The following is a 26306-nucleotide window of genomic DNA, read 5'->3' as shown; positions in this document are numbered from 1 at the left end:
ATGGCTAAAGCCACACAACCGGCAGCGTCGGCTGCTCCGGTCTGGACTGTTATTAAATCTGCTAAGGCACCGAAGATAAGCGCTCGGGCCAGTGGTTTGCTGCACTACGAGGTGGGCAAGAACGATGAAGGTCGCTACGCGCTTCGCATTACCGCCAACGACACGGGCGGCCTGTTCAGCAAGCACTGGTTATCGCTCGATGACATCTTGGCACTGCTGGATATCCTCAAGGATGCGCCATTCAAATCGGTGGCACTCAGGGCGCTGTTTGTTCGAGGCAGTGCCAATAACCACGGTTTCCTCGCCGCCATCCTGCGATCTGAAAAGTTATTGGTCGCCGCCGAGCCCAACTCGCCGTTCCACCGGGTCGGCCTATCCCTCAGCGACTGGTCTACTCAGCTAGATGAACCGGCCAATATGGATAAACAGGCTCGCAAGGGAAAAGCCAAGGGGCAGAAGGGCCAAGATGACACGACCGATGAGAAAACCATCGAGGAAGACAATGAGCCCCCGTTTTTGGAAACAGCCAACGACCAGGCCGGTTTGTCAGACAAGATGGATGAGACAGGGGGTGAAGTTGAAACCGCAGACCCGGCGGCCAGTGAGGAGACCCAGCCATGAGCAACCGTGACATAGCACTGAACTGGCAGGGGCTCCCTCTGCCGGTTTCACCCCGGTTCGCCGTATGTCTGACCGACCTGCTGAACACGCACCATCCCACATGGCACCAAGCCCGTGCTGTCACGATGAACTTTCGTGATCCGGGTTATGGCCCGGAGAGTGGTGGCTTTCATCCGGTGGAAATCCGTCTGCAACGCCGAGGAAATCTATGGTCCTTGGTCTATATGACGGACTTTTCCTATGTCGGCATGGGTGACTATGCCGAATTGACTAAGGAGGTCGATTTTGACTTCTCAAGCCAGGAAGGGCTGATTGCCTATGCGCATGTGGTGCCGTTGTCTGAGTTGGGTGAGTTCTATGAATTATGGGAGGGCAATTTCCTCACCTACCTGTCGCTGGGTGTCTACGCGATCAGGGTAGCCACTGAATGATCCCTCCCTGTTAATGCGCAAATTTCACGGGTTCACGGGGTTGGCGTCGAATTACTCAGTCTCTATAAGTGAAAAACCAGCCCCGTTTCCCCCCGCTCACACGGGGCGGGCACGGGGCCCGCCGTGAATGTGCGGGGCAACCCGACCTCTTTATTAACTCCCCCATTATTCCCGCAAATTTCGCGGGTTCACGGGGTTGAGATGGAAAAGCCCAATCACTCAAAGGGAAAAACCAACCCCGTTTCCCTCCGTTTGGGCGGGGCGGGCACGGGGCTCGGTAGCATTTTTACGGGATCGGACCGGGTAGCGACCGGGGCGGCCATCTGCTCACTTACCTTTCCCGCGTTGTCATCGTGCCGGGCCAGTCAGGCCAAGGCGCGATGAGCAACGGCCACTTCAACCGCCAAGCCAGAGACGGGGATTGGACCTCCTTTCCACTGTGAAGGGGGCCTATGCCGTGTCTAACCAGCTCACATGTTGAGGAGCGAACCATGAACGAAACACCTACCCGATTTAAATTCACCAATCGACGGATTGCCGATCTGCCCCCAAACCCAGATGACGCCCGCAGTACCGAAGCGGAGTATTCAGATACCGACGTGACCGGTCTGCGCTGCCTGGTGGGCAAAGGGGAAGGCCGCCGCAAGTTCCTGCTGCGCTATCAAATACATGGGCGCAAGCGGGCCATTGCCCTGGGGCACTATCCCGCGTTGGATGTCAGCGCGGCTCGTAAGCTCGCGCTCGACTACAAACGCAAGATCGCCGAAGGCGTTGACCCGCAACAAGCCAAGGAGGACAAGCGTAATCAGAAGACCCTGAGCAATTTGTTTCAGGAAGACTATCTGCCCTATCTGCAATCACGAAATCGCAGTTGGAAGACGGATGAACATCGCTTCCGTAATCACCTACGGCCAATCTTCGGCAACCTGATCCCGGAAGAGATCACCGTTACCCGCATCCAGAACATGCAACAGATGTTGCTCAAACGCCTCACCCCGGCCACCTGCAATCGCGTTTTGGCATTGCTCAAGGCCATCATGACCTGGGCAGCCCGTGCCGGACTGATCAAGGACAATCCCGCCGCCTTGGTGTCGTTGCTGCGAGAGAACAATCGGCGCGAACGCTACTTCACCCCAGATGAAATCCGTCGCCTGTTCCGGGCTGCCGATCAGCATGAGAGTTTCTATACCGGTCAGTACGTCAAAATGTTGCTGCTCACCGGCTTGCGCCGGGCCGAGCTGGCAAGGGCCAAATGGCAGCACTACAACAAGGAGGACAAGACCCTATATATTCCCCACACCAAGAACGGCCATAGCCGTGTGTTGCACCTTAACCATATGGCGGTGGAGCTGTTGAACTACTTACCGGTAACACAGGGAAATCCCTACCTGTTTCCAGGCAAGCGGCAAGGGCAGCCATTGCAAAATCCCACCAAGGGTTTTCAGCGGATGCTGGCGCGAGCCGGTATAGATAAGGAGGGGGTTTGCTTGCACACCTGCCGTCATTCGGTCGCAGCACTGATTGTCTCCAACGGCGGCACCCTGTTTGATGTGCAATCCCAGCTCGGGCACCGGAGCAGTCAAACATCACTGCGTTATGCTCACCTGCATAACACACGGATGCAGCAGACCAGCCAGAAAATAGCCAACTGCATCCATGATGCCCTGACCAGTTCTGTACCATCCAAGCCGCTGCCGCTTCCCGAAGAAGGCGAGTGGGTTCAGGCCAGCTAGGTATGTCGGTATCTCACTCAGCGGTGAGATACCGACATGTGACCACAGACGCTGAACATGCTCAGAGCTGAAGAATGAAAGCAAGCCAGTATCCATCGTAAAAAGAAGATAGCAGCCATGAACAGCGACTATCTCAAGAAATTCATTTTGCCAAGGATAAGATCAACGAAAAAAATAGTGTGCACCTACACTCCTATCATAGTATAAACATCTATGATTTAATACTATTCAATTAGATGACACATCGAATAGGAAAATGAAGGATGGCCCAACAGAAATCAATTGCGAATTACTTAAAAACAATATTTTTCATCTTCATTAGTTTACCAGCAACTAAGGCATATTCCTCAGGAGATTGGTGGTCTGGTACAGAAAGACAATCTTACAACAAGAGCAATGTTATGATTGGTACAAATTTATATAAAGGTGAAGGTGAGTTGGTTTTAAGCTGCCATGGCGGCGAGATAAAGGCAGACATTACCCTTAAAAAATCAAGGATAAGCTCAGGGATTATTTTTAAAATAACCGTTGACAATGGGGCATGGATAAAAAATGGCAATCGCCCTGAATACACAAATTCCTTTACAACTTACATGTTTCATCATTTAGTCAATGACATGAAAAAAGGAAGGGAAATTCATATAGATATTAGTGGTCACCGCAGATATTCGGCTAGTTTAATTGGGTTTACAAAAGCATCGGAAAGATTGAATTGTATATAAATATACTTATATTGACTCTGACCCTGTGTAAGCAAGAGCCGCCATATTATTAACAGAGTAGTCACAAATATATATTCAGCCTCATGAGGACGTTTTTTCCTAAATCAGCCACTAGACACAAAGTCCCCAGCCCAAGGTGACCGTTACGCTTGGAGTTTTCGACTGGCAGACCAAAGTATCAAGATGAGCAGCAACAGGTATCTCCCTTAGTGGCGAGATACCTGTATCGCAGTTAAGCGGCTCAATAGCATCAACTCAGCCCTATCTATGGGCAAGCAGCAACGACCTCACCTACCGGGCCTTCCTGGCCCGCTCAACCGCTTCTCGCCGGTTGATAACAAAACCCCTCTACTGATGACAAAAGCACATCGCCGATGATGGATTTTGCGAAAAACTACCTGCCATCCTGTCATTGGTAGAGACCGCTAAGCAGCTGGGCCGGTGCCCGCAGGAGTGGCTGCGAGCCATTGTGCGGGCCTGCATCGAGAAAACGGATTATCCAATCCCGATGGAGTTGATACCTTCAACACCGTTTCAGTGAACAGGTGCCATGATATCATCCAGCATTTTTAGTGCAGGTGTTGTTGAGTGGCTTTGCATCAATGGCTAATTAACGCGAAAGCCATGAATCATTGACCAAATATCCTATGTTTCAGGCGTTGATCATAATCCCTTATGTTCATAATTTCATCTAAAGATGCATTGTAAAGATCGTCCCATTCCAGCACTCGTTGATGATATTCATCTATTGTTTCGTCACTGCGTCTAATAGGTTTTTCAGGCTTTGTAAAGCTATAATAACCTCGTGTGTCGAAAGGGTTTTGCTCACTTTCAACATGAATAAATTTATTTTCCACCTTCTGGGTTTGGATTTTATCTTTATTTTCAATCGATGCTGAGATTGGCGGTTCTTTACTGGCATTACCTATATCAGAATCGACTGATACAGATTTCGATTTCACTATTTCTTTTAGTGTGTTGTCATGTGTGTTTTGAGCCTTTTCAAATGGCTTAAAACTAATGTCAGGGTCACGTTCATGCACAACTTTAGTGCATTGATTATTAATCCTTTTTGTTGTATTGTGCGGAACCCAGACCCATCGAGTGCCATCAGAAATCCGACGTGAATGCTTTCTCACCCCATTCCATGTGCCTTTCCTGGCATGTCGTCTCACTGTCGTATAGCGGGGATAGCGTTCTATTCTGAATCGCCCAAAGAAAAGTGATATTACAAAACAAACAAGCAAGGTTATGAGTATTACTGACATCCCGTACCTTAATATTTAACCAATTGAACTAAAATAAATCTTCATTAATGTGGTTTGAGGTTGTTCAAAAAGTTTTTACCTATAGTTTAGTTCGTCACGAGTTTGGTGTTGTATGGACCTGTGTCTGATAATTGGTTTGATAGGCCGTCCCGACTCCGCTGAATTTCAACATCCAACCTCGTCAGCGGTTGACATAGTTGTTCTGTGTAAGGATACGCACCAAACCCTGCTTGGTCAATTTCTGGTCCTGTACATGCAGGCCAGCTAAGTATGTCGGTATCTCCTTCAGCGGTGAGATACCGGTATCGCTGTTTAGCCGCCCAATGATCCGTTTTCAGCGACCGTCCCGACAAACCGCTACACAAAATCTGTCGTGGCTTATGAGCCTTCTCAACCGCTCCTCGCCGGTTGATAAAAAAAAACCTCACCTGATGACAAAAGCCCATCGCCGATGATGGGTTTTGCGAAAAACTACCTGCCAGCCAATTCGTCACGCCGTGTCGCGGCCTGTTTGGATAATCCGCGACACGGTTATTTCCCTTCTGTGATGGTATGCACGAACACGACAAGATTGCTCAGCGCCTCGGTATGCTCCTCACCCGCCTGTACAGCGGTGAGAGGCTACACCTGAGTGATCTGGCCACCGAGTACAACGTCACCGTGCGCACCCTGCAGCGGGATTTCAATCAACGCCTCAGTTATTTACCGATAGAGCATCGCAGCCAGCAATACTGGCTGGATACTGGGTTCCTCAATCACAAGAACGACGGAAAGGTGCGAAAGCTGGCCGAGCAGTTGGGCATCACCGACCTGTTCCCCCACGCCAGTGAACATCGTCTGGGTCAGCTGCTAGACAGAGGCACCCCAAGCCTCTTCGCCATCAAGGGATTCGATGCTCAGTCCACCGACTCACTGAGTCATCAGTTACCGGTATTAGAGCAGGCACTGACCCACCATCTGCAATGCTGGCTCATCACCAAAGACCAGCGCAAGCAGCTGTTTAGCCCCTATCAGCTCGTCAATTACAAGGGCACCTGGCACTTGGTCGGCGTCAGCGAGGGGCGGTTGCAAGCCTATCCGCTGAGCTCCATCGCGCTGGTTGAGCTATCACAACAGACCTTTACCCGCGATGCGCCTATTCAGCGGCAAATAGATACCGATCCGACGCTCTGGCGCTCCGGCATGATTGAGGTGCTACTCAAAGCCAGTGCCTCTATCGCCATCAACTTTCAGCACCGCCCGTTGCTGCCCGAGCAGGAGATTGTCAAAACCCTGGATGACGGTGCGCTGTTATTGAGCAGTCGCGTGCTCGATGCCAATCAAATTCTGCCCGTGATCAAGTCCTGGATGCCGGGGCTCACAGTGATCTCGCCCGGTTTTATCCATGAGCAGATCGTCCGTGATTTACGCCATCTATTGACCCTGATGAGTCAGGCTCCGCCCTGACCCATTTGTGACAAAGATCCCAGTTTATACATCTGGCGACAGCGTCTGACATGCCGCGACACCACCTGTCGCCGCTGTTCTGCATTGTCGTCAACCATCAAGCAGTAGCAATCCAAGGAGTAATACATGAGTAAAATGATCCAGATGAAAGAGTCCACGGCAAAGCGCGAGGTGAAGCAGGAATACGGCCTGACCGAAACCGATGGTCAGACGTTCTGGGATCGGGTTAACCGGGTGATCGGTGAATCCCGAGAGGAAATTGATGAAGGGGACCGCGTTCCCGCTGGATATGAAGTATATTAATCCAGCGAAATAAACTAACTCCTGTTTTATGAAGATGGATTTCTGAGCGATATCTGCCACGAAAGCTCGGAAGTGAAGAGGTCAGGGCCAGTCGGTTCTGGCCTCTTTTTTTAACCAGTTTGACAATACCTACTGATGCAGGAGGACTGCTTGGTATCTCGTCAGTGAACTGCACCGGTATCTCCCCCCACGGTGAGACACCCGTATCGCGGTTTAGCGACCCAATGAGCCGTTTTGGCCGCACCGTCCCCCAAACCCCTACAACAAAATCATCCTGGCCTTCTCGGCCTGCTGAAACGATCCTCCCCTTTCTGGCCGTAGCATCGGTCAACCACCCCATGACTGACAAGTATTCGCAGCCCTGAGTAACCGTGTAGAGACCACGGTAATTTGCCACCGGATCCCACAAAGCAAGGGGGCCAGTTCGCACTGGCCCCCCTTCATCTTTTAGAATTTTTCGACATCTACCGGTATCTCTGACATGTCTGGTGAGGACTCAACCATCACGCACCCCGTCTCGCTCGTCGCGCGGCGGGTGAAACTCGGAGCAGGAGGTTCGGATGCTGCTGATGCCTCCGTCTCGCACACCCCACCATCGCTTGAGGGCTGCGAGGGAAGCCAATCACCACCACTAAACAACTTGTTCAAGTCGAACGAATAGCACGGTACATCTGCATCGCCTATGGTGAAGTTTTTGGCATAGCGATCTTTTGCATATCGTTCAATATAGTTGTTTTCATACAACCACTTAACAACTTTTCGGTTGCTTACCACTAGGTCATCAAAGATGGCCTTGCGAATGTAACATCTACCGTTTTCGGTGAACCCCCAGACATCTCTTGTCACGAGAGCAATCCGTCCTTGATGCAGTTTATGTTGGTTCTTGGCCACCTTACCCATAAACTGCAATGCCTCTCTGGTGACATCATCCATGATGCCTTCCATCGACATGATCCACCGTCGGAAGCATACCTGAGCCGCATTATCCACATACGCCACATCAAACGGCAGAATACCTAACTCAACGGCCAATCGCCCCGCTGCCATGACGTTGGCGAAGCAGCCAGCACCACGATCAGCAAGAGGCGGAGGGGTTTCTAATCCCGAGCGACTCATCAGCCAATCTTGGCACTCTTCACGCTTAGTAGCGAAGATGGCTGCTAAATCAGCAGGAGTGTCGATGTGGGGCATATTCACCAGCGCCTGAATATATGCAGGCATCGCCGTACCGTAGTACTGAGAAGCTGCGGTTTTTAGGCCATTCACCCGGCGACGAGTCAGCTCAAGGCTCTCACCCGCCAGCGCGACATCCTCCGCCGTCATCTCAATATCAATCACTCTGACAAAAATCCCTCCCTTGGTGCCCTCTTTGCTCCGCTCAAGCTTCTCCTTCATGGACTCTTCCCCCGAAGAAAGGCCGCAAACCACAGAACTTAATGGGCTTCTATCGCATGTTCCATGAATGTTACTACGCAGTCTGGACTGCCCCCCGGTCGCAGCATAGACGTACTGAAGTAGATCGCGGCTAGACAACGAACCAACCTCATCCAGACAGATGCCAATGCCAGTCCGTTGCTGAAACTTGGCGATAAGCCCAGCCAACGTTGCATCCCATTTCACGATGGCCGTTGCCGGTCCACCACTCGGATCCGATGCAACGCCCGACACGCTTTGCCCCACTTGTAGAAGGGTCGTTTTGCCACAAGAACTTGCACCATAGAAGTGAAAAATCATGGTCCCAGTATTTGATAACTCCATGAATACATTGGATAGAGATGCCATGATTGCAATGAGCATGGTTGGTGACTCTTTGACAGAAGACGCAATTTTCTCTTGCCACTCCTGCAGCGTTCCTTTCGAGTGGATAGCGTCATGCTCACCAGGAGCGGACAGCAGCTCGTGCTGAGGACCACTATAACCCGCTTTGTAAATTGACCGCCCTACCCAGACATAGCAGGGATATTCACTAACAAACCCCGCTTGCAGACGCTGATGGACTACTCTGAGACCTTGGATTTTGAGACTGGCAGACATGTATGACAGCAGCCCCCCTTCCTGTGCCTCAGGGCACTCAATCCCCGCTTTGTATAGCGAGGTCTTCACTGTTTTGTAGTCCTGAATCACCCTATCGAATAATAAGTCGATGCGCTGGCATTGCTTCCGCTCATCCAGATACATGAAACGAACACCACTGGTTGCCGCACCGTCAGCCCGGAGTATTGATACCGGCAGCAATGGCTTGCCGAGAATCGTTTTTGGCTTACCATAGTCGTTTACCAATTTCCCCCACGGGGACATCGCAAACCCATCAGGAATAGCTATCGAATGAACCGGTTTTTTCATCTCCGGCTCAGATCTGGAAAGCACCACGCCATCAGGGTCACACACAGTCCCGTCAGAGGCTACCGAGCAACGCCCCTCCTTGTACAACGTGTATTCTGCTGAACACCGATCCAGCATAAAAAGTTCACGCTGGACAAAAAGCTCAAATTGAGTCTCCTCGTCATAGGATGACTGACAACTTTCGTGCTGTTCGGACAGTGGGCTGACCGCATTGGGGTAAATATTCGCTCGATAAGTTTCATCATGGGACGAGTCAAGGTTCGTGTTTTCCAACAGTAGCGGCTGCGATTCAGGAGCGCCCCTAGGGAGCGATTCTGGCGCAGATGCCTCCTGATTCGAGTCCGGTACCGAGCCTGTCGGTGGTACCCCCTGATTAGCGATATAATGGGAACCCAATGAGCCCCCTCTCTGATGCGTCCTATCAGTAATGAAACGATTCAGTTTACCGTTATTATCTTTTTTGGAACGATGCATAATCATTAATGGGGGAGTCTCTCTCCCCCATCTCCTAAAGTTTATTAGCAGGTGAGGTTGGGGAGGTCCCACACGGTGTGTAATTCGTTGACGGTCTTAACCAGCGTCTTATCGTGGTACCTAGCGTACCTTTCAGTCATCCGAGGAGAGCTGTGGCCCAAGACCTTCTGCAGTACATCGAGCGAACAGCCCTTGTTCAGCAGTGAAGTCGCGACGGTATGACGGGCGTCGTGGATGCGTACCTCTGATAGCCCACAATCATTGCAGACTCGGTACCAATACCGACGTGGTTCTGAAATTTGAGAGACACAGTCCTGGCCTCGAAACAGCAGACCAGTCGTGCCATGGCGCTGGAGTTGAAGTCGAATTAACTCCAGCGCGAATTGATTAAGCGGTATTAGCCTTTCCCGACCAGACTTACTGGTAGGTAGGTACGCTATTTGTCGATTGAGATCGCAATCTTGCAGCTTTAGAGCTCTGGCTTCTCCCATCCGGGAGCCCGTTGCGAACAGGAACAGCAACAGACGAGCCTTTTCCTCGTCAATGTCTTCCATCAAGCGAGCGACCAGCTTATTGACTGCCTCATCGGGTAAGCCTTTGGGAGGCAGGACAGGCTCGTATTTGGCGGGAATACCTGCTGCGGGAGACGCTTTGAGTATGCCGCGCTCCACCGCGAAGGTCGCAATAGCCTTGATCTGTGCTAGGTAGCGATTCACCGTAGCAACAGATTTGGTTTTTGCTTGCTCCGCTTGAAAGCGCTCGATGTCATCACGGTTGACACGGTTCAGTGGCTTGTGCCCTAAGGCTGCCACGATTGGCTTTATACGGGACGTTATAGTCCTGATAGAACGATGAGTTTCCCGCACTGCGGGCAGGTAATGATCATAAATGAAGCGCTCTACCGATAAACTAGCGCGATAGGTTTGCTTGAATCCATCAGGATCTGTGATGAGCTCCGCCATCAGTTTACGTGCTTTATCGCGTGTCACTTTGAGGCTAGCCTCATTGGTGCTCGCGATCTTAAACCGATAACGCTGATTGTTTCTGTGCACATTGAAGTAGCCGACCCTGGCACCAGATGTATATGTGACCCATGCGAGCCAAGGGACGTACTCGTCTTTCACCTCTTTTTGTTTGGAGACGTGTTCTCCACACGACCCCAGCCTGCGTTTAGCAGTTGGCGTTGACACTTCGCTGCTCACAACTACCTCTCTAACCATAACCGCCGGGATTGACGGTTATGGGCATTTTGCATTTTCATAGCCAAAGAACAACTGTGCAAAAAGCAGTCACCGCATTGATATTTAATGCCTTTTTTATGTTTGAAGACTCTGGATGCCGCCTAGAGAGGACGATTCAGAGGCAAATATCAGATCCCGCTCTGGAGACCGACTTTCTGCATCTCGTGACAAACACCCCTGATTTGTTGGGGTGATCGTAATTTGCCAATCCGAAAAATCCATTCGATTGAGTCCCTTTTGGGGGTGTAACCAAGATCCATTTTTGTGATGCCTGTCACAATAAATTTAAGTTCCCCCGCCGAAACACCATCACTTCTCTTCTTCACAGGGACGCTGAGGAGCTGACGACCGGAGGTACAGAGGCAGCGACACAGCAAACCCTGTCTGGTCAATTTCTGGTAACTTTTCAGCGCACAAAAAACATGCACATTAGTTCATCAGTTTTTTGCCAAAAAATGGGCTCACTTGTTGGAAGCTCGGGATGGGCGAGAGAGCGAAAAGGTAATTCTATAAAGGGAAAAATCCTCAATAGCAGAACCTACCGTCAACCGGGTCCCGGTGTTGAGTCAGGGGCTTCTTGCACACTATCTCGCCACTTGGTTCACCCTATGCAAAAACATGCCAGAAACTGGGGCTGCAAGGTTGACACCCCAGTCCAGAAAGGGTTTAATGCGCGCCGTTGCCCAGATAGCTCAGTCGGTAGAGCAGGGGATTGAAAATCCCCGTGTCGGCGGTTCGATTCCGTCTCTGGGCACCACAATTCCTCCTTAGTTCAGTCGGTAGAACGGCGGACTGTTAATCCGTATGTCACTGGTTCAAGTCCAGTAGGAGGAGCCAAATTTGAAAAGCCCGCTCATCGAGCGGGCTTTTTTCATTTCGGTCAGCTGCCGTTGCAGGTTGCCAGCAGCAGGGTCGCTCCGCAGGTGGCACTGAACAGCAGCAATCCTGTCTGCAGCACACCCTCCGGGTTTACCCGTTTCTCTTTTTTGCGAAATCGTATCCACTTAGGCTTCATCAAGCCCACCTCGTCCTGTTACGACCCCTGCCCCGTCGGCAGGCGAGCCATCTTTGTGCAGCCGCCCGGCGCCGTCAACTCCCTTGCCGACAATAAATTCATCACGCTGCCACCGCCCGTTTTCCCTTCGTGACAATGTTAACAATTTGGAAAACCGGCGTGACCCGTTCCCACGCCGGGGCTATGATGAGGCCGACGATTTTCCTACCCTCAGGGAGACCCCAGATGAGCAGCCCGTTGCGTTACGTGCTGGATGGCATCCATTGCGAGCCCCGCTTCTTCACCGTGCCCCTCGACCACCAGCGACCGGATGACGAGGAGACCCTCACCCTGTTCGGCCGCACCCTCTGTCGCCAGGACCGGCTGCACGACGATCTGCCCTGGCTGCTGTTCCTGCAGGGTGGGCCCGGCTTTGGTGCCCCGCGGCCGACCGCCGACAGCGGCTGGATCAAGCGGGCCCTGCAGGAGTTTCGGGTGCTGCTGCTCGATCAGCGCGGCACCGGCCACTCCAGCCCCATCAGCGCCGAGGCGCTGGCCCAGCTCACTGCCCCACAGCAGGCGAAGTACCTCAGCCAGTTTCGCGCCGACAGCATAGTGCGCGACGCCGAGTACATTCGCGAAGTGCTGAGCCCGGGGCGCCCCTGGAGCCTGCTCGGCCAGAGCTTCGGCGGCTTTTGCAGCCTCACCTACCTCTCCCTGTTCCCGGACAGTCTGCACGAGGTCTACCTCACCGGCGGGGTGGCCCCCATCGGCCGCCGTGCCGACGAGGTCTACCGCGCCACCTACCAGCGGGTGGCCGACAAGAACCGCGCCTTCTTCGCGCGCTTCCCCCACGCCCAGGCCATCGCCAACCGGCTGGCCAACCACCTGCACAGCCATGAGGTACGCCTGCCCAACGGCCAGCGCCTGACGGTGGAACAGTTGCAGCAGCAGGGGCTGGATCTGGGTGCCAGCGGCGCCTTCGAGGAGCTCTACTACCTGCTGGAAGACGCCTTCATCGGCGAGCGGCTCAACCCCGCCTTCCTCTACCAAGTGCAGGCCATGCAGCCGTTCAACACCAACCCGGTGTTCGCCATCCTGCACGAGTCCATCTATTGCGAGGGGAGCGCCAGCAACTGGGCGGCCGAGCGGGTGAGAAGCGAATACCCGGCCCTGGCCTGGGCACCGGGCAAGGACTTCGCCTTCACCGGCGAGATGATCTTCCCCTGGATGTTCGAGCAATTCCGCGAGCTCATCCCGCTGAAGGAGGCCGCTCACCTGCTGGCCCAGAAAGCGGACTGGGGCCCCCTCTACGACCCGGCGCAGCTGGCCCGCAACACCGTGCCGGTGGCCTGCGCCGTCTATGCCGAGGACATGTACGTGGAGTTCGACTACAGCCGCGACACCCTCAAGGGGCTTGGCAACAGCCGCGCCTGGATCACCAACGAATACGAACACAACGGCCTGCGGGTCGATGGTGAGCAGATCCTAGACCGGCTCATCCGCATGAATCGGGATCGCTGATCCCGCCGGGCTCGCGCCCGCAGCAAGACGACAATATCGAGGGCGACCCATGAGTCGCCCCGCCCCTCTGGAAGCAGCACAAAATAATAAGGACACCCATTGGATCATCCGGAAATCTCGGCCGGCTGGCTGAGCCGCCTCTTCTATCACTGGACCGGCCCGCTGCAGCGCAAGGGGCTAAGCGAGCCCCAGGTCAACCTCGACGATCTCTATCCCCTGCTGCCGGAAGACAGGCGCGATGGCCGCGCCGACGCCTTCCTCGCACTCACCGCCGCCCAGCCGGTGCGCCCCTGGCCCATCACCGCCTTCATCTGGCGCCATTATCGCGGGCGCATTGGCCTGCTCACCCTGCTGCAAATGCTCGGCATGCTGGCGACCCTGGCCAGCCCCTGGCTGCTCAACCACAGCATGACCCAGCTCGGTGCCGGCGCCCCCACCGAGCAGAAATTGCTGCTGGCGTTCGCCCTGTTTGCCTCGGTGCTCGCCTCCGGCATGCTGGCGGAGCACTCGCTGCAACTGGCGCTCAAGATGCACGTGCCCATCCGCCGCCTGCTGGCCGAGTCCCTGCTCGCCAAGGTGATGAAGCTGGGTGGCAAGAGCTTCGACGACCGGGCCGGTGGCCGGGTGCAGAACCTCATCAACCGGGATGTGTGGGACATCACTTGGATCCTGGCTGACCCCGCCATGCCGCTCACCATGCTGCTGCAACTGCTCGGCACCATCGCCCTGCTGGTGTGGCAGGTGGGCAGCGCCGGCCTGGTCGGCTTCGCCGTGCTCACCCTGCTGCTGCTCATCTCCACCCGGGTGGTGCGGCGCATGAACCAGCAGGAGCAGCAGCTCAAGCGTCAGCAGGACGAGCGCAACGGCATCCTGGCGGAGTACATCAAGAAGCTGCGGCTGGTGCGCCAGAACGGGCTCGGTGTCTTCTTCACCCGGGCCGCCGGCCACAAGCGCCAGCAGGAGCTGGGGGTGCTGGGGCGGGTGCTCAGGCTCGATGCCATCAACGAAAGCCTGATGCTGAGCACCCCGCTGCTGGTGACCTTGGCCACCTTCACCACCTATCTGGTCTCGGGCAGAGAGCTCACCCTGCCCCAGGTGTTCACCACCATCGCCCTGTTCACCGTGCTGCGCATCCCCATGATGCGGCTGCCCTACCTCATCCGCACCCTGATCAACTTCAACACCGGCTTCAACCGGCTGTGCGAGTTCCTCAACAGCCCAGAGCAGCACCGGGATCTCACCGACCCCAGCTTGCCGGTGGGCAGCCTGCGGCTCGACAACGTCACCGCCCTGCACCAGCAAAAACCGGTGCTGGAAGGGATCAGTCTGCACATCGAGCCGGGAGAACTGGTGGGGATCACCGGAGCTACCGGGGCTGGCAAGAGCTGCCTGCTGCACCTCATCGCCGGTTTCGACAACGGCTTCGAGGGCAGCATCCGTCGCCACGGCCGGGTCGCCCATCTGGGCCACAAACCCTGGCTGATGAACGACACCATCCGCAACAACATCCTGTTCGGTCAGCCCTGGCATGGCGAGCGCTATCGCTGGGTGCTGGGGGCCTGTGCGCTGGGCGCCGACCTCACCCTGCTCAGCCATGGCGACCAGACCCTGGTAGGCGAGCTCGGCACCCGCCTCTCCGGCGGCCAGCAACAGCGGGTCGCGCTGGCCCGCGCCCTTTACGCCCAGGCCGACATCCTGCTGCTGGACAACCCGCTCTCGGCGCTCGATCCCATCGTCTCGGCCCAGGTGCTGGAGCAGGGGCTCGCCTTCAAGCCGGGGCCGACCCGGCTGCTGGTGAGCCACGACCCGGACGTGCTGGCCCACTGCGATCGGGTGATCCGCATCGAGCAGGGTCGATTGGTGGAACTCGATGCCCACCAGCTGGCGGATCTCATCCAGCATCCTCGCCCCACCCCGCCGGTGCCGCCTCAGGAGGCGGAGCAGTTCAGCGAGGAGAAGGTGGTGGAGGGCAAGGTGGACTGGGGGCTGTTCGGCTTCATGTGGCGGCGCCTGGCCGCCCCCGGCGCCATCCTGCTCGCCCTGCTGCTCACCCTGGGCCAGGAGGGGCTGCGCATCGCCTCGGATCTCTGGCTCGGTGGCAAGGCCGGGGTGACCGGGGTGAGCGAGCTGCTCGGCATCTATGTGCTGCTGGGGGCGGGCTCCCTCACCTGCATCATGGTGGTGCGGGTCATCAACTACAAACTCGGCCTCAAGCTGGCCTGGACCCTGTTTGACGGCATGCTGGGGCGCATCAGCCGCGCCCCCATGGCCTTCTTCGACAAGGTGCCGCAGGGGCGCATCCTCAACCGCTTCGATCGGGATCTGGGGGAAGCCCAGGAGATCCTGCTGTCGATGCTGATGGGGCTGTTCGGCATGCTGGTGTCGGTGGCGCTGCAGGTGGTGGTGATCGGCGTCAACATGCCACTGTTGCTGCTCATCGCCCCCCTGGTGGGCTGGGCCCTCTATGTGCTGCAACGCCGCTACCGGGCGGTGCAGCTCAAGCTGCGGCGGCAGGCGTCGGTGCTGCGCTCGCCGCTCTACATCAGCATCAGCGAGACCATCCGCGGCGCCCCCGCCCTGCGCCTGGCCGGGGCCGAGCGCTTCGCGCTGGATCAGGTGCTGCAGCACTATGACAACAACCTGCGCAGCTGGTACACCACCACCTCCATCAACCGCTGGCTCGGCATGCACCAGACCCTGCTCTCCGCCGCCCTGGTGGGCGCCGTGGCCCTGATGGTGGCCTTTGGCAACAGCTCGCTGCTGGGGGCCGTGGCCATCACCTACGCCTTTACCGCCTCCGCCATGCTCAACTCCCTCATCCGCACCTTCGCCGAGGTGGAGCAGGTGATGAACGCGGTGGAGCGGGTGCGCGAATACAGCGAAATAGAGAGCGAACGTCAGGAGGGGGAGGCCCTCGCCACCCCTCACCCTGCGGTGCGCTTCGACAACCTGGGGCTGCGCTATCCGCAGGCCAGCCAGTGGGCGCTGCACAAGGTCAACTTCGAGCTGGCCCCTGGCGAGAAGGTCGGCGTGTGCGGCCGCACCGGCGCCGGCAAGAGCTCGCTGCTGGGGGTGCTGCAGGCCATGTATCCCGCCACCCAGGGGGAGATCTACTACGGCGAGCAGCCGCTGTCCCGGCTGGCACCAGAGGCGGTGCGCGATCTCTACGACACCGTCTCCCAGATCCCGCTCACCTTCTTCGGTACCCTGCGTGCCAATCTGGCTCCCCTGACCGAGCATGACGACGCCGCACTGGAGCAGGCGCTGGCCCGGGTGGGGCTGGCCAAGCGCTGCGCCGGCCGGCTGGACGAGGAGCTCGACAAGCTGCAGCTCTCCGCCGGCGAGACCCAGCTGCTGGTGATCGCCCGCATCCTGCTGTCGCGCCGCCCGCTCATCGTGCTGGACGAGGCCACCTCGGATCTCGATCACATCGGCATGCGCAAGATGGCGGAGCTGCTCTATCGCTACCGGCCGGAGGCCAGCTATCTGGTGATCGCCCATCATCTGGAGCCGCTGCTGTCGGTGGACCGGGTGGTGGTGATGGAGGCGGGCACCGTGGTGGAGCAGGGCTCGCCGGTGAGCCTGCTGGCCAACTCCCACTCCCGCTTCCACCAGCTGTTCGTGGGTCAGGTAAACCGTCAGGTACCCCAGACGGTGTGAGGGCCGAAAATGACAAGGGCTGCCCGCGGGCAGCCCTTGTTGCTTGAGGAGAGCCTCAACGCTCCATGATCTGGGTGACGTCATCCTTCTTGATCATCACCTCCCGCCCTTCGGTATCGTAATAGCGGTACATGCCGGTGCTCTCGTCCAGCTTGGGTTTGCTGTCGGTGGTGATCATCTTGCCATCCTTGGTGCTCATGATGTACTGGGAGCTGCACGCCACCAGTGCCAGGGCACACACCAGGATCATCATCAGTTGCTTCATCGCCTGTTTTGCCTCCCGCTTCACCCTCACCACGAGGGTGGTGTCTGAAGCCTAGTTCAACCAGATGAGCCCGTTTGCCGCCATTACCGCAACGAGATCAACGTCAACAATCAGCTACTTGCGCCCACCCGGCTTGCCACTGCCACCGGTCCCCGGCCCACAGCCGAGCGCCATTCTGTCTGCCGCCGCCTTCGCCTGCACCAGGCCGTAGCCATAGCTGTTGTCGCGCCCCAGCGCCCCCAGATCCTGGGCGCTGCTGCGCAGGGTCTGGCGCAGCTGATCGTTGCTGCACTCCAGCCGCTGTGACCAGACCAGCGCCGCCACCCCGACCACGTGCGGTGTCGCCATCGAGGTGCCGCTGTAGTAGGCGTAGCCGGTCGGCACGGTGGAGAGCACGGAGACACCGGGGGCCGCCAGCTCCACCTGATCGTTGCGCTGGGAGAAATAGGCCAGCTGCTTGTTGGCATCGATGGCGGCCACGCTCACCACACTGCTGTAGGAGGCGGGATAGGACTTGCTGGTGTTGCCTGCATTGCCCGCCGCCGCCACGCTCAGCACGTTCTGGCCATAGGCCTGGTTGAACGCCTGCTCCTCGGTCTTGCTGGGTACACTGCCCCCCAGACTCATGTTGATGACCATGCGGGTGAATCCCCGGTTGCTCATCCCCTGCTTGCAGGCATTGAGCGCCCCCACCAGGTTGGAGGAGTAGGCCCAGCCGTTGGCCCCGAACACCTTGACGATCTGCAACGGCACGCTCTGGTTCGGCAACACCCCGACGACCCCCAAATCGTTGCCGCCCACGGCGGCGATGGTGCCTGCCACGTGGGTGCCGTGGCCGTTCTCGTCGCTGCTCCAGCTGCCGGTGCCGGCATCGTTGCTGCCCTGCACCTGGGCCCCGTGGGGCAGGTCCGGGTGGCCACCGCTGTAGCCAGAGTCAATGATGCACACCAGTACCTCTCCGGCGGCCGCATCGCTCAGCTGCGGCGCCTGCACCATGGGAATGCCGTAGGGCAGGGTCTCGGCACTGGCATAGCGTTTGGCGTCCGGCTCCACCCAGAGCACGTTGGGATTGTGCGCCAGCGCCGTGGCTGCCGCCGCCGGCAACCAGAGCGCCAGCGCGTGCTGCTCGGGCAGCGCCAGGGCAAGCTCGCCCCCCATTCCCTTGCTCTGGGCCAACACTGCCGCCTCAACCCCCGGTTTCAGCTGCACCAGATAGCGATCCCGCTCGGCGGCCATCGCCCCCTGTCCCAGCACGCCTGCCACCAGCAGGCCTAGCCATATCCGTCTCATCAGTCACTCCTTGCATCGACCTGATTGTCACTCGCAAAGTGTAGTGTCCGGCTGGCGCAGGCCCGAGCGGGTACAAAAAGGCCGGACATGGGTCCGGCCTGTTCTGTCATCGTCGTTGATTACTTGGCGGGCTTGCGCTCGCCAGTCACGATGGGGTTCTTGGGATCGGAACTCCACTCGTACCAGCCGCCGTCGTAGACGCTGATCCGCTTCCAGTCCATCAGCCAGGCGTAGAAGAACGCCTCGGAGGCGCGCCAGCCGGTACCGCAGTAGAAGGCAGCCTGCTGGGTCGGCTCTATGTTCCACTCGTCCCACATGGCGAGGATCTCACGGGCCGGCTTCATGGTGCCGTCCGGGTTGTGGAAGTCGCTCATGCTGTTGGCATCGACACCACCACGACCCCACTTGGCGCCGGGAATGTCGCCCTTCGGCTTGATGTAGCTGTAGCCGGAGGTGTTGCCGACGAACTCGTCCCAGGTGCGCACGCTGACCAGAGCGCCGTCGGGCTGCTTGAGCAGCTCCTTGGCCTGGCTCAGGGTGGTGTAGTACTCGGGATGGGCCGGGATGGCGACGCCGAACTCCTTGGCCGGGGTGAACTTGTTGGCCAGCCCGGTCTCGGTGCGCAGATGCTGCACGAACCAGGCATCCAGGCCGCCGTCCAGCAGCCGCACGTCCTGCACGCCGGCATACATCATCAGGTGGGCCGCACGGGCCGCCGCCATGGTGTTGCGGCCGTAGAGGATGACGGTGGTGTCGTGGCGGATGCCGTTTTCCAGCAGCAGCGCCTTGAGCGCCTCGTCAGAGACCTTGTTCCACAGCGGCTCCTCTTCCAGCCGGTTGGTGTCGATGTAGCCGGCCCCCGGGATGTGGCTCAGCAGATAAGCCTTGGGTGAACCCCACGCCACCTCGAACAGCTTCCAGTCGCCCTTGGGCGCAGCCACCACCGGCTTGCCCTCCTGCAGGTCGGCCAGCCAGCGCGGGTAGACCAGCTGCTGCCAGCGGGCCAGATGCTCGCGCGGCGCGGTTTTCCAGCCCTGCAATTCGAACAGCTGCTTGATGCCCTGCTGGCGCAGCAGGCGAGCCACTTCGGCCACCTCGCGCGGGGCACCGTAGAGCGCCACCGGCCGATCGACCTTCAGCCCCTTGGTCGCCAGCGCCGCCGGCCACTCTTCATCGCTGTACTTCCACTCGGCGGAGAGGTTCTCGGCGCCGACCACGTGGCCGCCCTGCTGCTCGCCCTCCATCGGCCAGCCTTGGTAGAAGTAGCTGGCGCGGGTATCCAGAATGACCGCCTGCTTGGCGTTGGCATCCGCCAGCGAAAGCGGTGGCAGTTCGGCAGCCAGGGTCGGCAGGGCATGCCAGAGCAGCAAGGTTGCCAGGGTGGCCCGTAACAAGCTCATTATTCGTTTCATGGTGATCTCTCGATTCAGAGTGACAAGGTTAAAAAATGGAGCGGCCCAGACGCTCGGCCAGCAGTTCCAGCGCCGCCGTGCCCGCCAGCGAGTTGCCCGCCTTGTTGAGCTCGGGCGACCAGACACAGACGCACAATTCCCCCGGGATCAGGGCGATGATGCCGCCACCGACCCCGGATTTGCCCGGCATGCCGACCCGATAGGCAAAATCCCCCGCCTCGTCATAGAGGCCGCAGGTGGCGAGCAGGGCGTTGACCTGTTTGGTGGTGCGGGCCGGCAGCAAGGGGGTCGTCGCGCCCAGCGGCACCCCGCGATTGGCCAGATAGATGAATGCCCGCGCCAGATCGACGCAACTCATGCGGATCGCACAGGCATTGAAGTAGCTCTGCAGCACCTTGTCCACTTCGTTCTCGAAATTGCCATACGCCTTCATCAGATAGGCGATGGCCGCGTTGCGGGCAGAGTGCTGATATTCGGAGCGGGCCACCACTTGATCCGCCATGATGGCCGGGTTGCCAGAGAGGCGGCGCACCAGCTCCAGGGTACGCTGACGCGGCGCGGTGAGCCGGGTCTCCAGCAGATCGCTCACCACCAGGGCGCCGGCATTGATGAAGGGGTTGCGGGGAATGCCCTGCTCGAATTCCAGCTGCACCAGGGAGTTGAAGGGCTGGCCGGAGGGCTCCTTGCCGACCCGGGCCCAGATCTCCTCCTCCTGATAGAGGGTGAGCGCCAGCGTCAGGCTGAGGGCCTTGGAGATACTCTGGATGGAGAAGGGCTCACTGGCATCACCGGCGGTGAACAGCTCCCCTTCCACGGTACAGACGGCGATCCCGAGCCGATCGGCCGGCACCTGGGCCAGCGCCGGAATGTAGTCGGCCACCTTGCCCTGTCCGAGCAGCGGGCGCACCTCATCCAGGATGCTGGCCAGTAATTCGGATGACAACACCATAAGCGATTCCATAACTAACGTGGCGATCCCATAACCACCGACAAAAATCCCGCCAGCGGCGGGACTTGTCTATCTGCTGTAGCAGGCTGTCGACACCGGGGCGCCTGCCACAGCCAGCCTGTCATCAGGCCGGTTCACCGTACCAGAGGTCGAACAGCTCGGTGACCACCACGGCTTCCATCCCCTTGCCTTCCAGCCAGGCTTTGACGGCGGCGCGGTCTTCTTCGCTGCATTTGCCCAGCTGCTGGGTGCAGATCATCCCTTCCCAGGCCAGGTGGCCGGAGCCGGCGAAAGCCAGCTTGCGGGGTTCGATCACTTCATCGATCATCGCGTCGACTACCGCATCGATGGTCTCTTCGGCGGTACCGACCGGGAAGTTGAAACTGATGTCGAAGCCCATTTCCTGGAATTCATCGACGCGCAGTTTCTTGCGCAGGCGGCGGCTACGATTGGCCATGATAGCTCCTTCAGTTAGTTGACACGTTTGAAAATCAGATCCCACACCCCGTGGCCGAGACGGTGGCCACGTTGTTCGAATTTGGTCAGCGGGCGCCAGTCGGGACGCGGCACCCAGTTGCCGGTGGCAGAGGTGTTCTCATACCCCTCGGCGGCACTCATCACTTCCAGCATGTGCTCGGCGTAGTTCTCCCAGTCGGTGGCCATGTGGAACACGCCACCGATGGCCAGCTTCTGGCGAATGTCCTGGGCAAAGGCCGGCTGCACGATGCGGCGCTTGTGGTGACGGCTCTTGTGCCAGGGATCCGGGAAGAACAGCTGCAGGCAGGCGAGCGAGCCGTTCGGGATCATGTGCTCCAGCACCTCGACCGCGTCGTGGCAGATGACACGCAGGTTGGTGACTCCCGCCTCCTGGGCGGTACCGAGGCAGGCACCGACACCCGGCGAGTGCACTTCGATGCCGATGAAGTTCTTCTCGGGGGCATTCTTGGCCATCTCCACCAGGGAGGCGCCCATGCCGAAGCCGATTTCCAGCACCACCGGGGCCTCGCGGCCAAACAGGGCAACCAGATCGAGCGGCTCCGGTGCGAAATCGATACCCATGACCGGCCAGAGCTCTTCCAGGGCCTTCTCCTGCCCTTTGGTCAGGCGGCCTTCGCGACGGACAAAGCTGCGGATCTTGCGCATGAACTTGCCGTCTTCGTTAAACACATCTTGGGTCACTGGCATAATCAAATTGCTCGTTATTGCATCGGTCTGGGTCACAGACCACATAAATGGATTGCTCGTTATCTCGTCGTGCTGGTCACAGACGACCGAGATGAATTGCTCGTTGTTTCATCGTTCCACCTCGCCGACGAGACGCGAAATTGTTCGTCATTTCATCGCTCGGCGAAACAGGGTAGCGAATTATCCCAAGATAGGCTCAGGGCGCAAGTGTTTCGCGCAACAAATCCCCCGCCACAGACCAATTCCGCCACCGCGATTGACAAATGCCACCCCCTTCACAGAATCTGCCAGGCGCCGGGTGCATGCTGACCTGCGCAAATAAAACCATACACAACAAAGGATTGCAGTATGAAACACACAGCATTGGCGTTTGCCATCACAGCCCTGCTGGCCGGGTGCAACACCTCCAGCAACGATTCACAGGCCCCCTCCGCCGCCGAGCAGGCCTATGAATACCTGGTGCAGCTGAGTTCGACCGCCGAGGGGATCGGCGCCAGACCCACCGGCAGCGAGGCCGAGACCCGCGCCGCCGCCTGGATCCAGGACCACCTGGCCGGCTGGGGCTACGAGGTGCAGAACCAGCCCTTCACCTACACCAAGAGCGGGGCCAGCAAGACCTCCCAGAACCTGGTCGCCGAGCTCAAGGGCAGCAGCGACAAGGTGATCCTGATCGGTGCCCACTATGACAGCACCGGCGACAAGAAGGGCTCCGAGGGGGCCACCGACAACGGTGCCGGCGTCGCCGCCCTGCTGGCGGTGGCCGAAGCGCTCAAGGGGCAGACCCTGCCCTACACGGTGCGCTTCGCCTTCTTCGGCGCCGAGGAGAACGGCCTCAACGGCTCCAAGGCCTACGCCGCCAGCCTCGACAGCGCCGCCGTCGCCAGGCTGCTGGCGATGGTGAACTACGACACCATCGCCGGGGGCGACATCGTCTACGTCCACTCGGCCCACTCCGATGTGGCCGAGTACAACTGCGCCGATCCGAGCCGCTACAGCTTCGATCCCAAGGTGCGGGATCGCCTGCTGGCCATCTCCAAGCAGACCGCCACCCCGTTTGCCATCCACCCCAGCTACAGCGGCTACCCGGAAGGGGAGACCGGCAGCTGGTCCGATCATGCGCCGTTCGCCTGCCTCGGAGTGCCCATCGCCTACGTGGAGGCCACCAACTTCACCATCAACGGGGCGGATGGCTACGACGGCTACTCCCAGACCACCAATCCGGCGCTGTGGGACTGCTACGACGATGCCACCAAAAGTGCCTGCGATCGGGACAGCGAAACCCAGTGGGGCAAGATCTGGCATACCCAGTATGACCGCCTCGACAAGATGGCCGAACTGTTCCCGGGCCGGGTACAGCAGCAGCTCGGTGCCAACACCGAGCTGATGATCCGCTTCCTCAAGGAGCCGGGACTGTAACGGGTCACGCCGGGGCTTTTGCGCCCCATGGCCGTCCCCGACCGATAAAATTCGGGCAGGTGCCAAACCTGCCCTTTTTTATCGATTTTTGTTACAGCCATTGCCTCATTTTTTAAATCTGATACAAACGGATAACTTGGCGGTCGAATGGAGCGACCGCTCACCATGCCAGAGAGAATCCTATGCAGCCGTTTTTTGCCCAGCGCTTCGAGAAGGTAGAGCCTTCCTTCATCCGCGAGATCCTCAAGGTCGCCGCCAATCCGGAGATCATCTCCTTCGCCGGCGGTCTGCCCAATCCGCACCTGTTCCCGGTCAAGGCCATCGACCAGGCCTGCCAGGACGTGCTGCGCGAACAGGGCGCCGCAGCCCTGCAGTATGCCGCCACCGAGGGCTTCGCCCCGCTGCGCCAGTACATCGCCGACCGCTATCTGGCCCGCCACGGCATGCAGGTCAATCCGGACAACATCCTCATCACCAGCGGCTCCCAGCAGGCGCTGGATCTGCTGGGCAAGGTGCTGATCGACGAGGGGCAGGATCTCATCATCGAGGAGCCGGGCTATCTTGGCGCCATCCAGGCCTTCTCCGTCTATCAACCGGCCTTCAAGCCCATCACCCTGGGTGAAGAGGGGCTGGATCTGGCGGCGCTGGATGCGCTGCTGGCCGGCGGCTCCAACGCCAAGCTGCTGTACGGCGTGCCCAACTTCCAGAACCCGAGCGGCGTCTCCTACAACCGTGCCAACCGCGAGGCGCTTGCCGAGCGACTGGTCAGCCACGAGCTGTTGATGGTGGAAGACGACCCCTATGGCGAACTGCGCTTCGAGGGCGAACACCTGCCCCCCATCGCCAAGCTGGCGCCGAACAATACCGTGCTGCTCGGCTCCTTCTCCAAGACCGTCGTCCCGGCCTTCCGTCTCGGCTGGATGCTGGTGCCGGACTGGCTGCGCAAGAAGGTGACCATCGCCAAGCAGGCCACCGACCTGCACAGCAACGCCTTCAGCCAGCAGGTGCTGCACCGCTTCCTGATCGACAACTCGCTGGATGCCCATCTGGAGAAGATCAAGGAGGTCTATGGCCGCCAGCGTGCCGCCATGGAGGCCGCCCTGGCCCGTCACTGCCCGCCCGGCGTCAGCTATACCCGACCGGAAGGAGGCATGTTCCTCTGGCTGACCCTGCCTTCGAGCGTCAGCGCCATGGCGCTGTTTGACGAGGCGATCAAGGAGAAGGTGGCCTTCGTACCGGGCGCCCCCTTCTACGTGCGCCCCGAGATCCAGAACACCCTGCGCCTGAGCTTCTCCTGCGTGGATGAAGCCACCATCGAAGAGGGGGTCAAGCGTCTGTGTCGCGCCCTCGCCCGCATGCTCTGACCTGCCTCGGGGTGAAAAAAAACCAGCGACCTCGGTCGCTGGTTTTTTATGCGCGAAATTTGGCTCAGCCCTGCGCCAGCAGGCCGGCAAACTCCTTCATCGGCATCGGCCTGCCATACAGATAGCCCTGCAGGAAGTTCACCTGACGCGCCCGCAGATAGGCGGCCTGCACCTCGTTCTCCACCCCTTCGGCAACCAGCAGCAGACCGAGCCGGGTCGCCAGATCGATGACGTTCTCGACGATGTGGCTGGAGAGGGCATCGGAGCCGATCATGCCGACAAAGCTCTGATCGATCTTGAGAAAGTCCACCTGGAACTGCTGCAGATAGGTGAGGCTGGAGTGGCCGGTACCGAAGTCGTCGATGGCGATGAAGACCCCCAGCTGATGCAGCTCGGCAAACAAGCGGTCGGTCGTCTCGTCCGCCACGATCAGCTCCCGCTCGGTCAGCTCCAGCACCAGCTTGATGGGGTTCTCCCGAAACGCGTTGATGAAGTCGCGGCAATCCTCCAGCAGGCTCATGTCCTTGCAGTGGCTGGCGCTGATGTTGAAGCCGAAGTGGAACCCTCTGGGCAGGCTGTGCACTCGGCCTGCGAACTGCTCGCGCACCTGCTCCATCAGCAGCCGGGTCATGGGCACGATGAGGCCGCTGTCTTCGGCCAGCGGAATGAAGCGGTCCGGCGAGATGAGACCCTGACGCGGATGCTGCCAGCGCATCAGCACCTCGCAGCCGCTCCAGTGGGCGTCATCACCGGTCACCACGGGTTGCAGGTAGGGGATGAACTCCCGTTGATCCAGCGCCCGTCGCAGCTCCTGGGAGGGCGAAGTCGAACGGCCGGCCAGCCAGTAAACCAGACAGCCCGCCAGCAGACCCAGCAATGGGTAGATGATGAGACTGGCCCGAGAGTAGTTCCAGATATGGCTGCCGTACTCGTCGTGGGAGAGATCGGTGACCACCCGAAACGGATACTTGCCGGAGGTCTGCTCCAGCGACCCCAGCGCCACGGGCGGCACCTCGTCATGGATCTGGCCGTCGGCCAGCATGCTCTGCGCCCCGATCACCAGGGTCAGCGGCGAGTTGCGGCTGAGCATGTCGAGGATGTTGTGCAGGTAGTAGCCATCGATGCCGACCAGCACGCTGTACTCCCCCACCGGTTGGCGATAAACCACCAGAGGCCGCCCCGGCGTCACCGGATTGCCCCGCATCAGATCCAGCTGGCCATTGGCATAATCGGCCAGCTTGAAGGGGCCCTGATAGGGGCCGTAGAGCGAGGAACAGTAGACCACTTCCCCTTTGGCCAGGTTGACGGTGCGCACGTCCGGCACGGTCGCCACCTGATCCCGCAGCCCCTGCACCACCTCCTCGCAGGGACGCCCCACGCTGCCCTGCACCATGGCCGCTGCCTGATGGGCGTGATCCAGGGTACGCTCCAGCATCTCCCTGGCATGGAGCAGACGCTCTTCGGCATCCTGCTTCATGCCGGCAAAGGTCTGCCAGGAGACGATCAATACCCCGAGCAGCAGGGGGAGCAGGCCGGCCAGCAACGCCGCCCCCAGCCTGGTATAAAACTGGCGCAACCTCAAACGACGAAACGGCATACCCACCCTCGCGGCAACGGTGAAAAAGCGGACGAGTCTACTCCTATCCCCTTCTCTGACAAGCCTTT

At 58.7% G+C, this 26306-nt stretch carries 21 protein-coding genes and 2 tRNA genes; 12 read left to right on the top strand and 11 right to left on the bottom strand.

The genetic code is table 11. The annotated features are described in order from the left end of the window. The 4 genes from PG899_RS03505 to PG899_RS03490 all read left to right on the top strand — a co-directional run bounded on the left by PG899_RS03505 (position 1) and on the right by PG899_RS03490 (position 3507). Positions 1–621 carry a hypothetical protein gene (locus PG899_RS03505; protein WP_226031394.1) on the top strand — a complete coding sequence of 207 codons (621 nt, stop codon included), beginning with the start codon at positions 1–3 and terminating at the stop codon, positions 619–621. Then, positions 618–1052 carry a DUF2787 family protein gene (locus tag PG899_RS03500; RefSeq protein WP_226031393.1) on the top strand — a complete coding sequence of 145 codons (435 nt, stop codon included), beginning with the start codon at positions 618–620 and terminating at the stop codon, positions 1050–1052. The genes PG899_RS03505 and PG899_RS03500 overlap by 4 nt, the downstream gene beginning before the upstream one ends. Positions 1053–1543: 491 nt before the next feature. Next, the gene (locus tag PG899_RS03495; RefSeq protein WP_103259623.1) at positions 1544–2785 is read left to right on the top strand and encodes a tyrosine-type recombinase/integrase; all 1242 of its coding nucleotides are present in this window, start codon (positions 1544–1546) and stop codon (positions 2783–2785) included. Between the two features lie 263 nt (positions 2786–3048). Continuing rightward, positions 3049–3507 carry a hypothetical protein gene (locus PG899_RS03490; RefSeq protein ID WP_158657305.1) on the top strand — a complete coding sequence of 153 codons (459 nt, stop codon included), beginning with the start codon at positions 3049–3051 and terminating at the stop codon, positions 3505–3507. 629 nt (positions 3508–4136) lie between these two features. On the opposite strand, the gene PG899_RS03485 is transcribed toward PG899_RS03490, so the two are convergent. After that, a complete protein-coding gene (locus tag PG899_RS03485; RefSeq protein ID WP_156139772.1) occupies positions 4137–4775 on the bottom strand; it encodes a hypothetical protein in 639 nt (212 codons plus the stop codon). Between the two features lie 552 nt (positions 4776–5327). Here PG899_RS03485 and PG899_RS03480 point away from each other — a divergent pair. Then, a complete protein-coding gene (locus PG899_RS03480; RefSeq protein ID WP_103259622.1) occupies positions 5328–6221 on the top strand; it encodes a helix-turn-helix transcriptional regulator in 894 nt (297 codons plus the stop codon). A gap of 126 nt (positions 6222–6347) precedes the next feature. After that, positions 6348–6524 (top strand): hypothetical protein, encoded by a 177-nt coding sequence (locus tag PG899_RS03475; protein ID WP_005348328.1) that lies wholly within the window; start codon positions 6348–6350, stop codon positions 6522–6524. Positions 6525–6971: 447 nt separating this feature from the next. Here the strand turns inward: PG899_RS03475 and PG899_RS03470 are convergent, their stop codons facing one another. Both PG899_RS03470 and PG899_RS03465 read right to left on the bottom strand, forming a co-directional pair. Further along, a complete protein-coding gene (locus PG899_RS03470) occupies positions 6972–9140 on the bottom strand; it encodes a DUF927 domain-containing protein (RefSeq protein WP_158657303.1) in 2169 nt (722 codons plus the stop codon). 245 nt (positions 9141–9385) lie between these two features. Further along, positions 9386–10543, bottom strand: a complete 1158-nt coding sequence (locus PG899_RS03465; protein WP_158657302.1) for a tyrosine-type recombinase/integrase — start codon at positions 10541–10543, stop codon at positions 9386–9388. Positions 10544–11263: 720 nt separating this feature from the next. Here PG899_RS03465 and PG899_RS03460 point away from each other — a divergent pair. Further along, positions 11264–11339 (top strand) — tRNA-Phe (locus PG899_RS03460). 4 nt (positions 11340–11343) lie between these two features. After that, a tRNA-Asn gene (locus PG899_RS03455) sits at positions 11344–11419 on the top strand. Positions 11420–11462: 43 nt separating this feature from the next. On the opposite strand, the gene PG899_RS03450 is transcribed toward PG899_RS03455, so the two are convergent. Beyond that, on the bottom strand, positions 11463–11597 hold the full coding sequence (locus PG899_RS03450) for a hypothetical protein (RefSeq protein ID WP_011707223.1): 135 nt from the start codon (positions 11595–11597) through the stop codon (positions 11463–11465). Between the two features lie 225 nt (positions 11598–11822). Here PG899_RS03450 and PG899_RS03445 point away from each other — a divergent pair, with 225 nt between their 5' ends. Continuing rightward, positions 11823–13100 (top strand): alpha/beta hydrolase, encoded by a 1278-nt coding sequence (locus PG899_RS03445; protein WP_077097743.1) that lies wholly within the window; start codon positions 11823–11825, stop codon positions 13098–13100. Positions 13101–13199: 99 nt separating this feature from the next. After that, positions 13200–16760 carry an ATP-binding cassette domain-containing protein gene (locus PG899_RS03440; protein ID WP_270696999.1) on the top strand — a complete coding sequence of 1187 codons (3561 nt, stop codon included), beginning with the start codon at positions 13200–13202 and terminating at the stop codon, positions 16758–16760. Positions 16761–16815: 55 nt separating this feature from the next. On the opposite strand, the gene PG899_RS03435 is transcribed toward PG899_RS03440, so the two are convergent. From PG899_RS03435 to trmB, 6 genes are all read right to left on the bottom strand, one after another. Next, positions 16816–17025, bottom strand: a complete 210-nt coding sequence (locus tag PG899_RS03435) for a YgdI/YgdR family lipoprotein (protein WP_016351843.1) — start codon at positions 17023–17025, stop codon at positions 16816–16818. Positions 17026–17139: 114 nt separating this feature from the next. Next, positions 17140–18315, bottom strand: coding sequence for a S8 family peptidase (locus PG899_RS03430; protein ID WP_077097739.1), 1176 nt, complete (start codon positions 18313–18315; stop codon positions 17140–17142). Between the two features lie 119 nt (positions 18316–18434). After that, the gene (locus PG899_RS03425; RefSeq protein ID WP_077097738.1) at positions 18435–19727 is read right to left on the bottom strand and encodes a sulfurtransferase; all 1293 of its coding nucleotides are present in this window, start codon (positions 19725–19727) and stop codon (positions 18435–18437) included. Positions 19728–19755: 28 nt separating this feature from the next. Beyond that, positions 19756–20676: a glutaminase B gene (glsB, locus tag PG899_RS03420; protein ID WP_029299132.1), complete on the bottom strand. Its 921-nt coding sequence runs from the start codon at positions 20674–20676 to the stop codon at positions 19756–19758. A 124-nt stretch (positions 20677–20800) separates the two neighbouring features. Next, on the bottom strand, positions 20801–21133 hold the full coding sequence (locus tag PG899_RS03415; RefSeq protein ID WP_011707230.1) for a YggL family protein: 333 nt from the start codon (positions 21131–21133) through the stop codon (positions 20801–20803). Positions 21134–21147: 14 nt separating this feature from the next. Next, complete coding sequence (gene trmB / locus PG899_RS03410) at positions 21148–21861, bottom strand: tRNA (guanosine(46)-N7)-methyltransferase TrmB (protein WP_017410916.1); 714 nt, start codon at positions 21859–21861, stop codon at positions 21148–21150. 348 nt (positions 21862–22209) lie between these two features. Here trmB and PG899_RS03405 point away from each other — a divergent pair, with 348 nt between their 5' ends. Continuing rightward, positions 22210–23277: a M28 family metallopeptidase gene (locus PG899_RS03405; protein WP_041217807.1), complete on the top strand. Its 1068-nt coding sequence runs from the start codon at positions 22210–22212 to the stop codon at positions 23275–23277. Between the two features lie 182 nt (positions 23278–23459). Further along, complete coding sequence (locus PG899_RS03400; RefSeq protein WP_077097734.1) at positions 23460–24641, top strand: aminotransferase-like domain-containing protein; 1182 nt, start codon at positions 23460–23462, stop codon at positions 24639–24641. A gap of 64 nt (positions 24642–24705) precedes the next feature. Here PG899_RS03400 and PG899_RS03395 read toward each other — a convergent pair whose 3' ends face one another. Then, positions 24706–26238, bottom strand: a complete 1533-nt coding sequence (locus PG899_RS03395; protein ID WP_011707234.1) for an EAL domain-containing protein — start codon at positions 26236–26238, stop codon at positions 24706–24708. Between the last annotated feature and the right edge of the window lie 68 nt (positions 26239–26306).

This window comes from Aeromonas sp. QDB39 (genome assembly GCF_027707585.1).
GTDB classification, from domain to species: Bacteria; Pseudomonadota; Gammaproteobacteria; order Enterobacterales; family Aeromonadaceae; genus Aeromonas; species Aeromonas hydrophila.
Note: the sequence above shows the minus strand (reverse complement) of the source record. Positions and strands in the feature narration are given on the sequence as shown.

Bases quoted from the DNA above. Each gene is read 5' to 3' on its own strand.
- PG899_RS03505 (WP_226031394.1), top strand. From the start codon at position 1: ATGGCTAAAGCCACACAACCGGCAGCGTCGGCTGCTCCGGTCTGGACT.
- PG899_RS03500 (WP_226031393.1), top strand. From the start codon at position 618: ATGAGCAACCGTGACATAGCACTGAACTGGCAGGGGCTCCCTCTGCCG.
- PG899_RS03495 (WP_103259623.1), top strand. From the start codon at position 1,544: ATGAACGAAACACCTACCCGATTTAAATTCACCAATCGACGGATTGCC.
- PG899_RS03490 (WP_158657305.1), top strand. From the start codon at position 3,049: ATGGCCCAACAGAAATCAATTGCGAATTACTTAAAAACAATATTTTTC.
- PG899_RS03485 (WP_156139772.1), bottom strand. From the start codon at position 4,775: ATGTCAGTAATACTCATAACCTTGCTTGTTTGTTTTGTAATATCACTT.
- PG899_RS03480 (WP_103259622.1), top strand. From the start codon at position 5,328: ATGCACGAACACGACAAGATTGCTCAGCGCCTCGGTATGCTCCTCACC.
- PG899_RS03475 (WP_005348328.1), top strand. From the start codon at position 6,348: ATGAGTAAAATGATCCAGATGAAAGAGTCCACGGCAAAGCGCGAGGTG.
- PG899_RS03450 (WP_011707223.1), bottom strand. From the start codon at position 11,597: ATGAAGCCTAAGTGGATACGATTTCGCAAAAAAGAGAAACGGGTAAAC.
- PG899_RS03445 (WP_077097743.1), top strand. From the start codon at position 11,823: ATGAGCAGCCCGTTGCGTTACGTGCTGGATGGCATCCATTGCGAGCCC.
- PG899_RS03435 (WP_016351843.1), bottom strand. From the start codon at position 17,025: ATGAAGCAACTGATGATGATCCTGGTGTGTGCCCTGGCACTGGTGGCG.
- PG899_RS03430 (WP_077097739.1), bottom strand. From the start codon at position 18,315: ATGAGACGGATATGGCTAGGCCTGCTGGTGGCAGGCGTGCTGGGACAG.
- PG899_RS03425 (WP_077097738.1), bottom strand. From the start codon at position 19,727: ATGAAACGAATAATGAGCTTGTTACGGGCCACCCTGGCAACCTTGCTG.
- glsB (WP_029299132.1), bottom strand. From the start codon at position 20,676: ATGGTGTTGTCATCCGAATTACTGGCCAGCATCCTGGATGAGGTGCGC.
- PG899_RS03415 (WP_011707230.1), bottom strand. From the start codon at position 21,133: ATGGCCAATCGTAGCCGCCGCCTGCGCAAGAAACTGCGCGTCGATGAA.
- trmB (WP_017410916.1), bottom strand. From the start codon at position 21,861: ATGCCAGTGACCCAAGATGTGTTTAACGAAGACGGCAAGTTCATGCGC.
- PG899_RS03405 (WP_041217807.1), top strand. From the start codon at position 22,210: ATGAAACACACAGCATTGGCGTTTGCCATCACAGCCCTGCTGGCCGGG.
- PG899_RS03400 (WP_077097734.1), top strand. From the start codon at position 23,460: ATGCAGCCGTTTTTTGCCCAGCGCTTCGAGAAGGTAGAGCCTTCCTTC.
- PG899_RS03395 (WP_011707234.1), bottom strand. From the start codon at position 26,238: ATGCCGTTTCGTCGTTTGAGGTTGCGCCAGTTTTATACCAGGCTGGGG.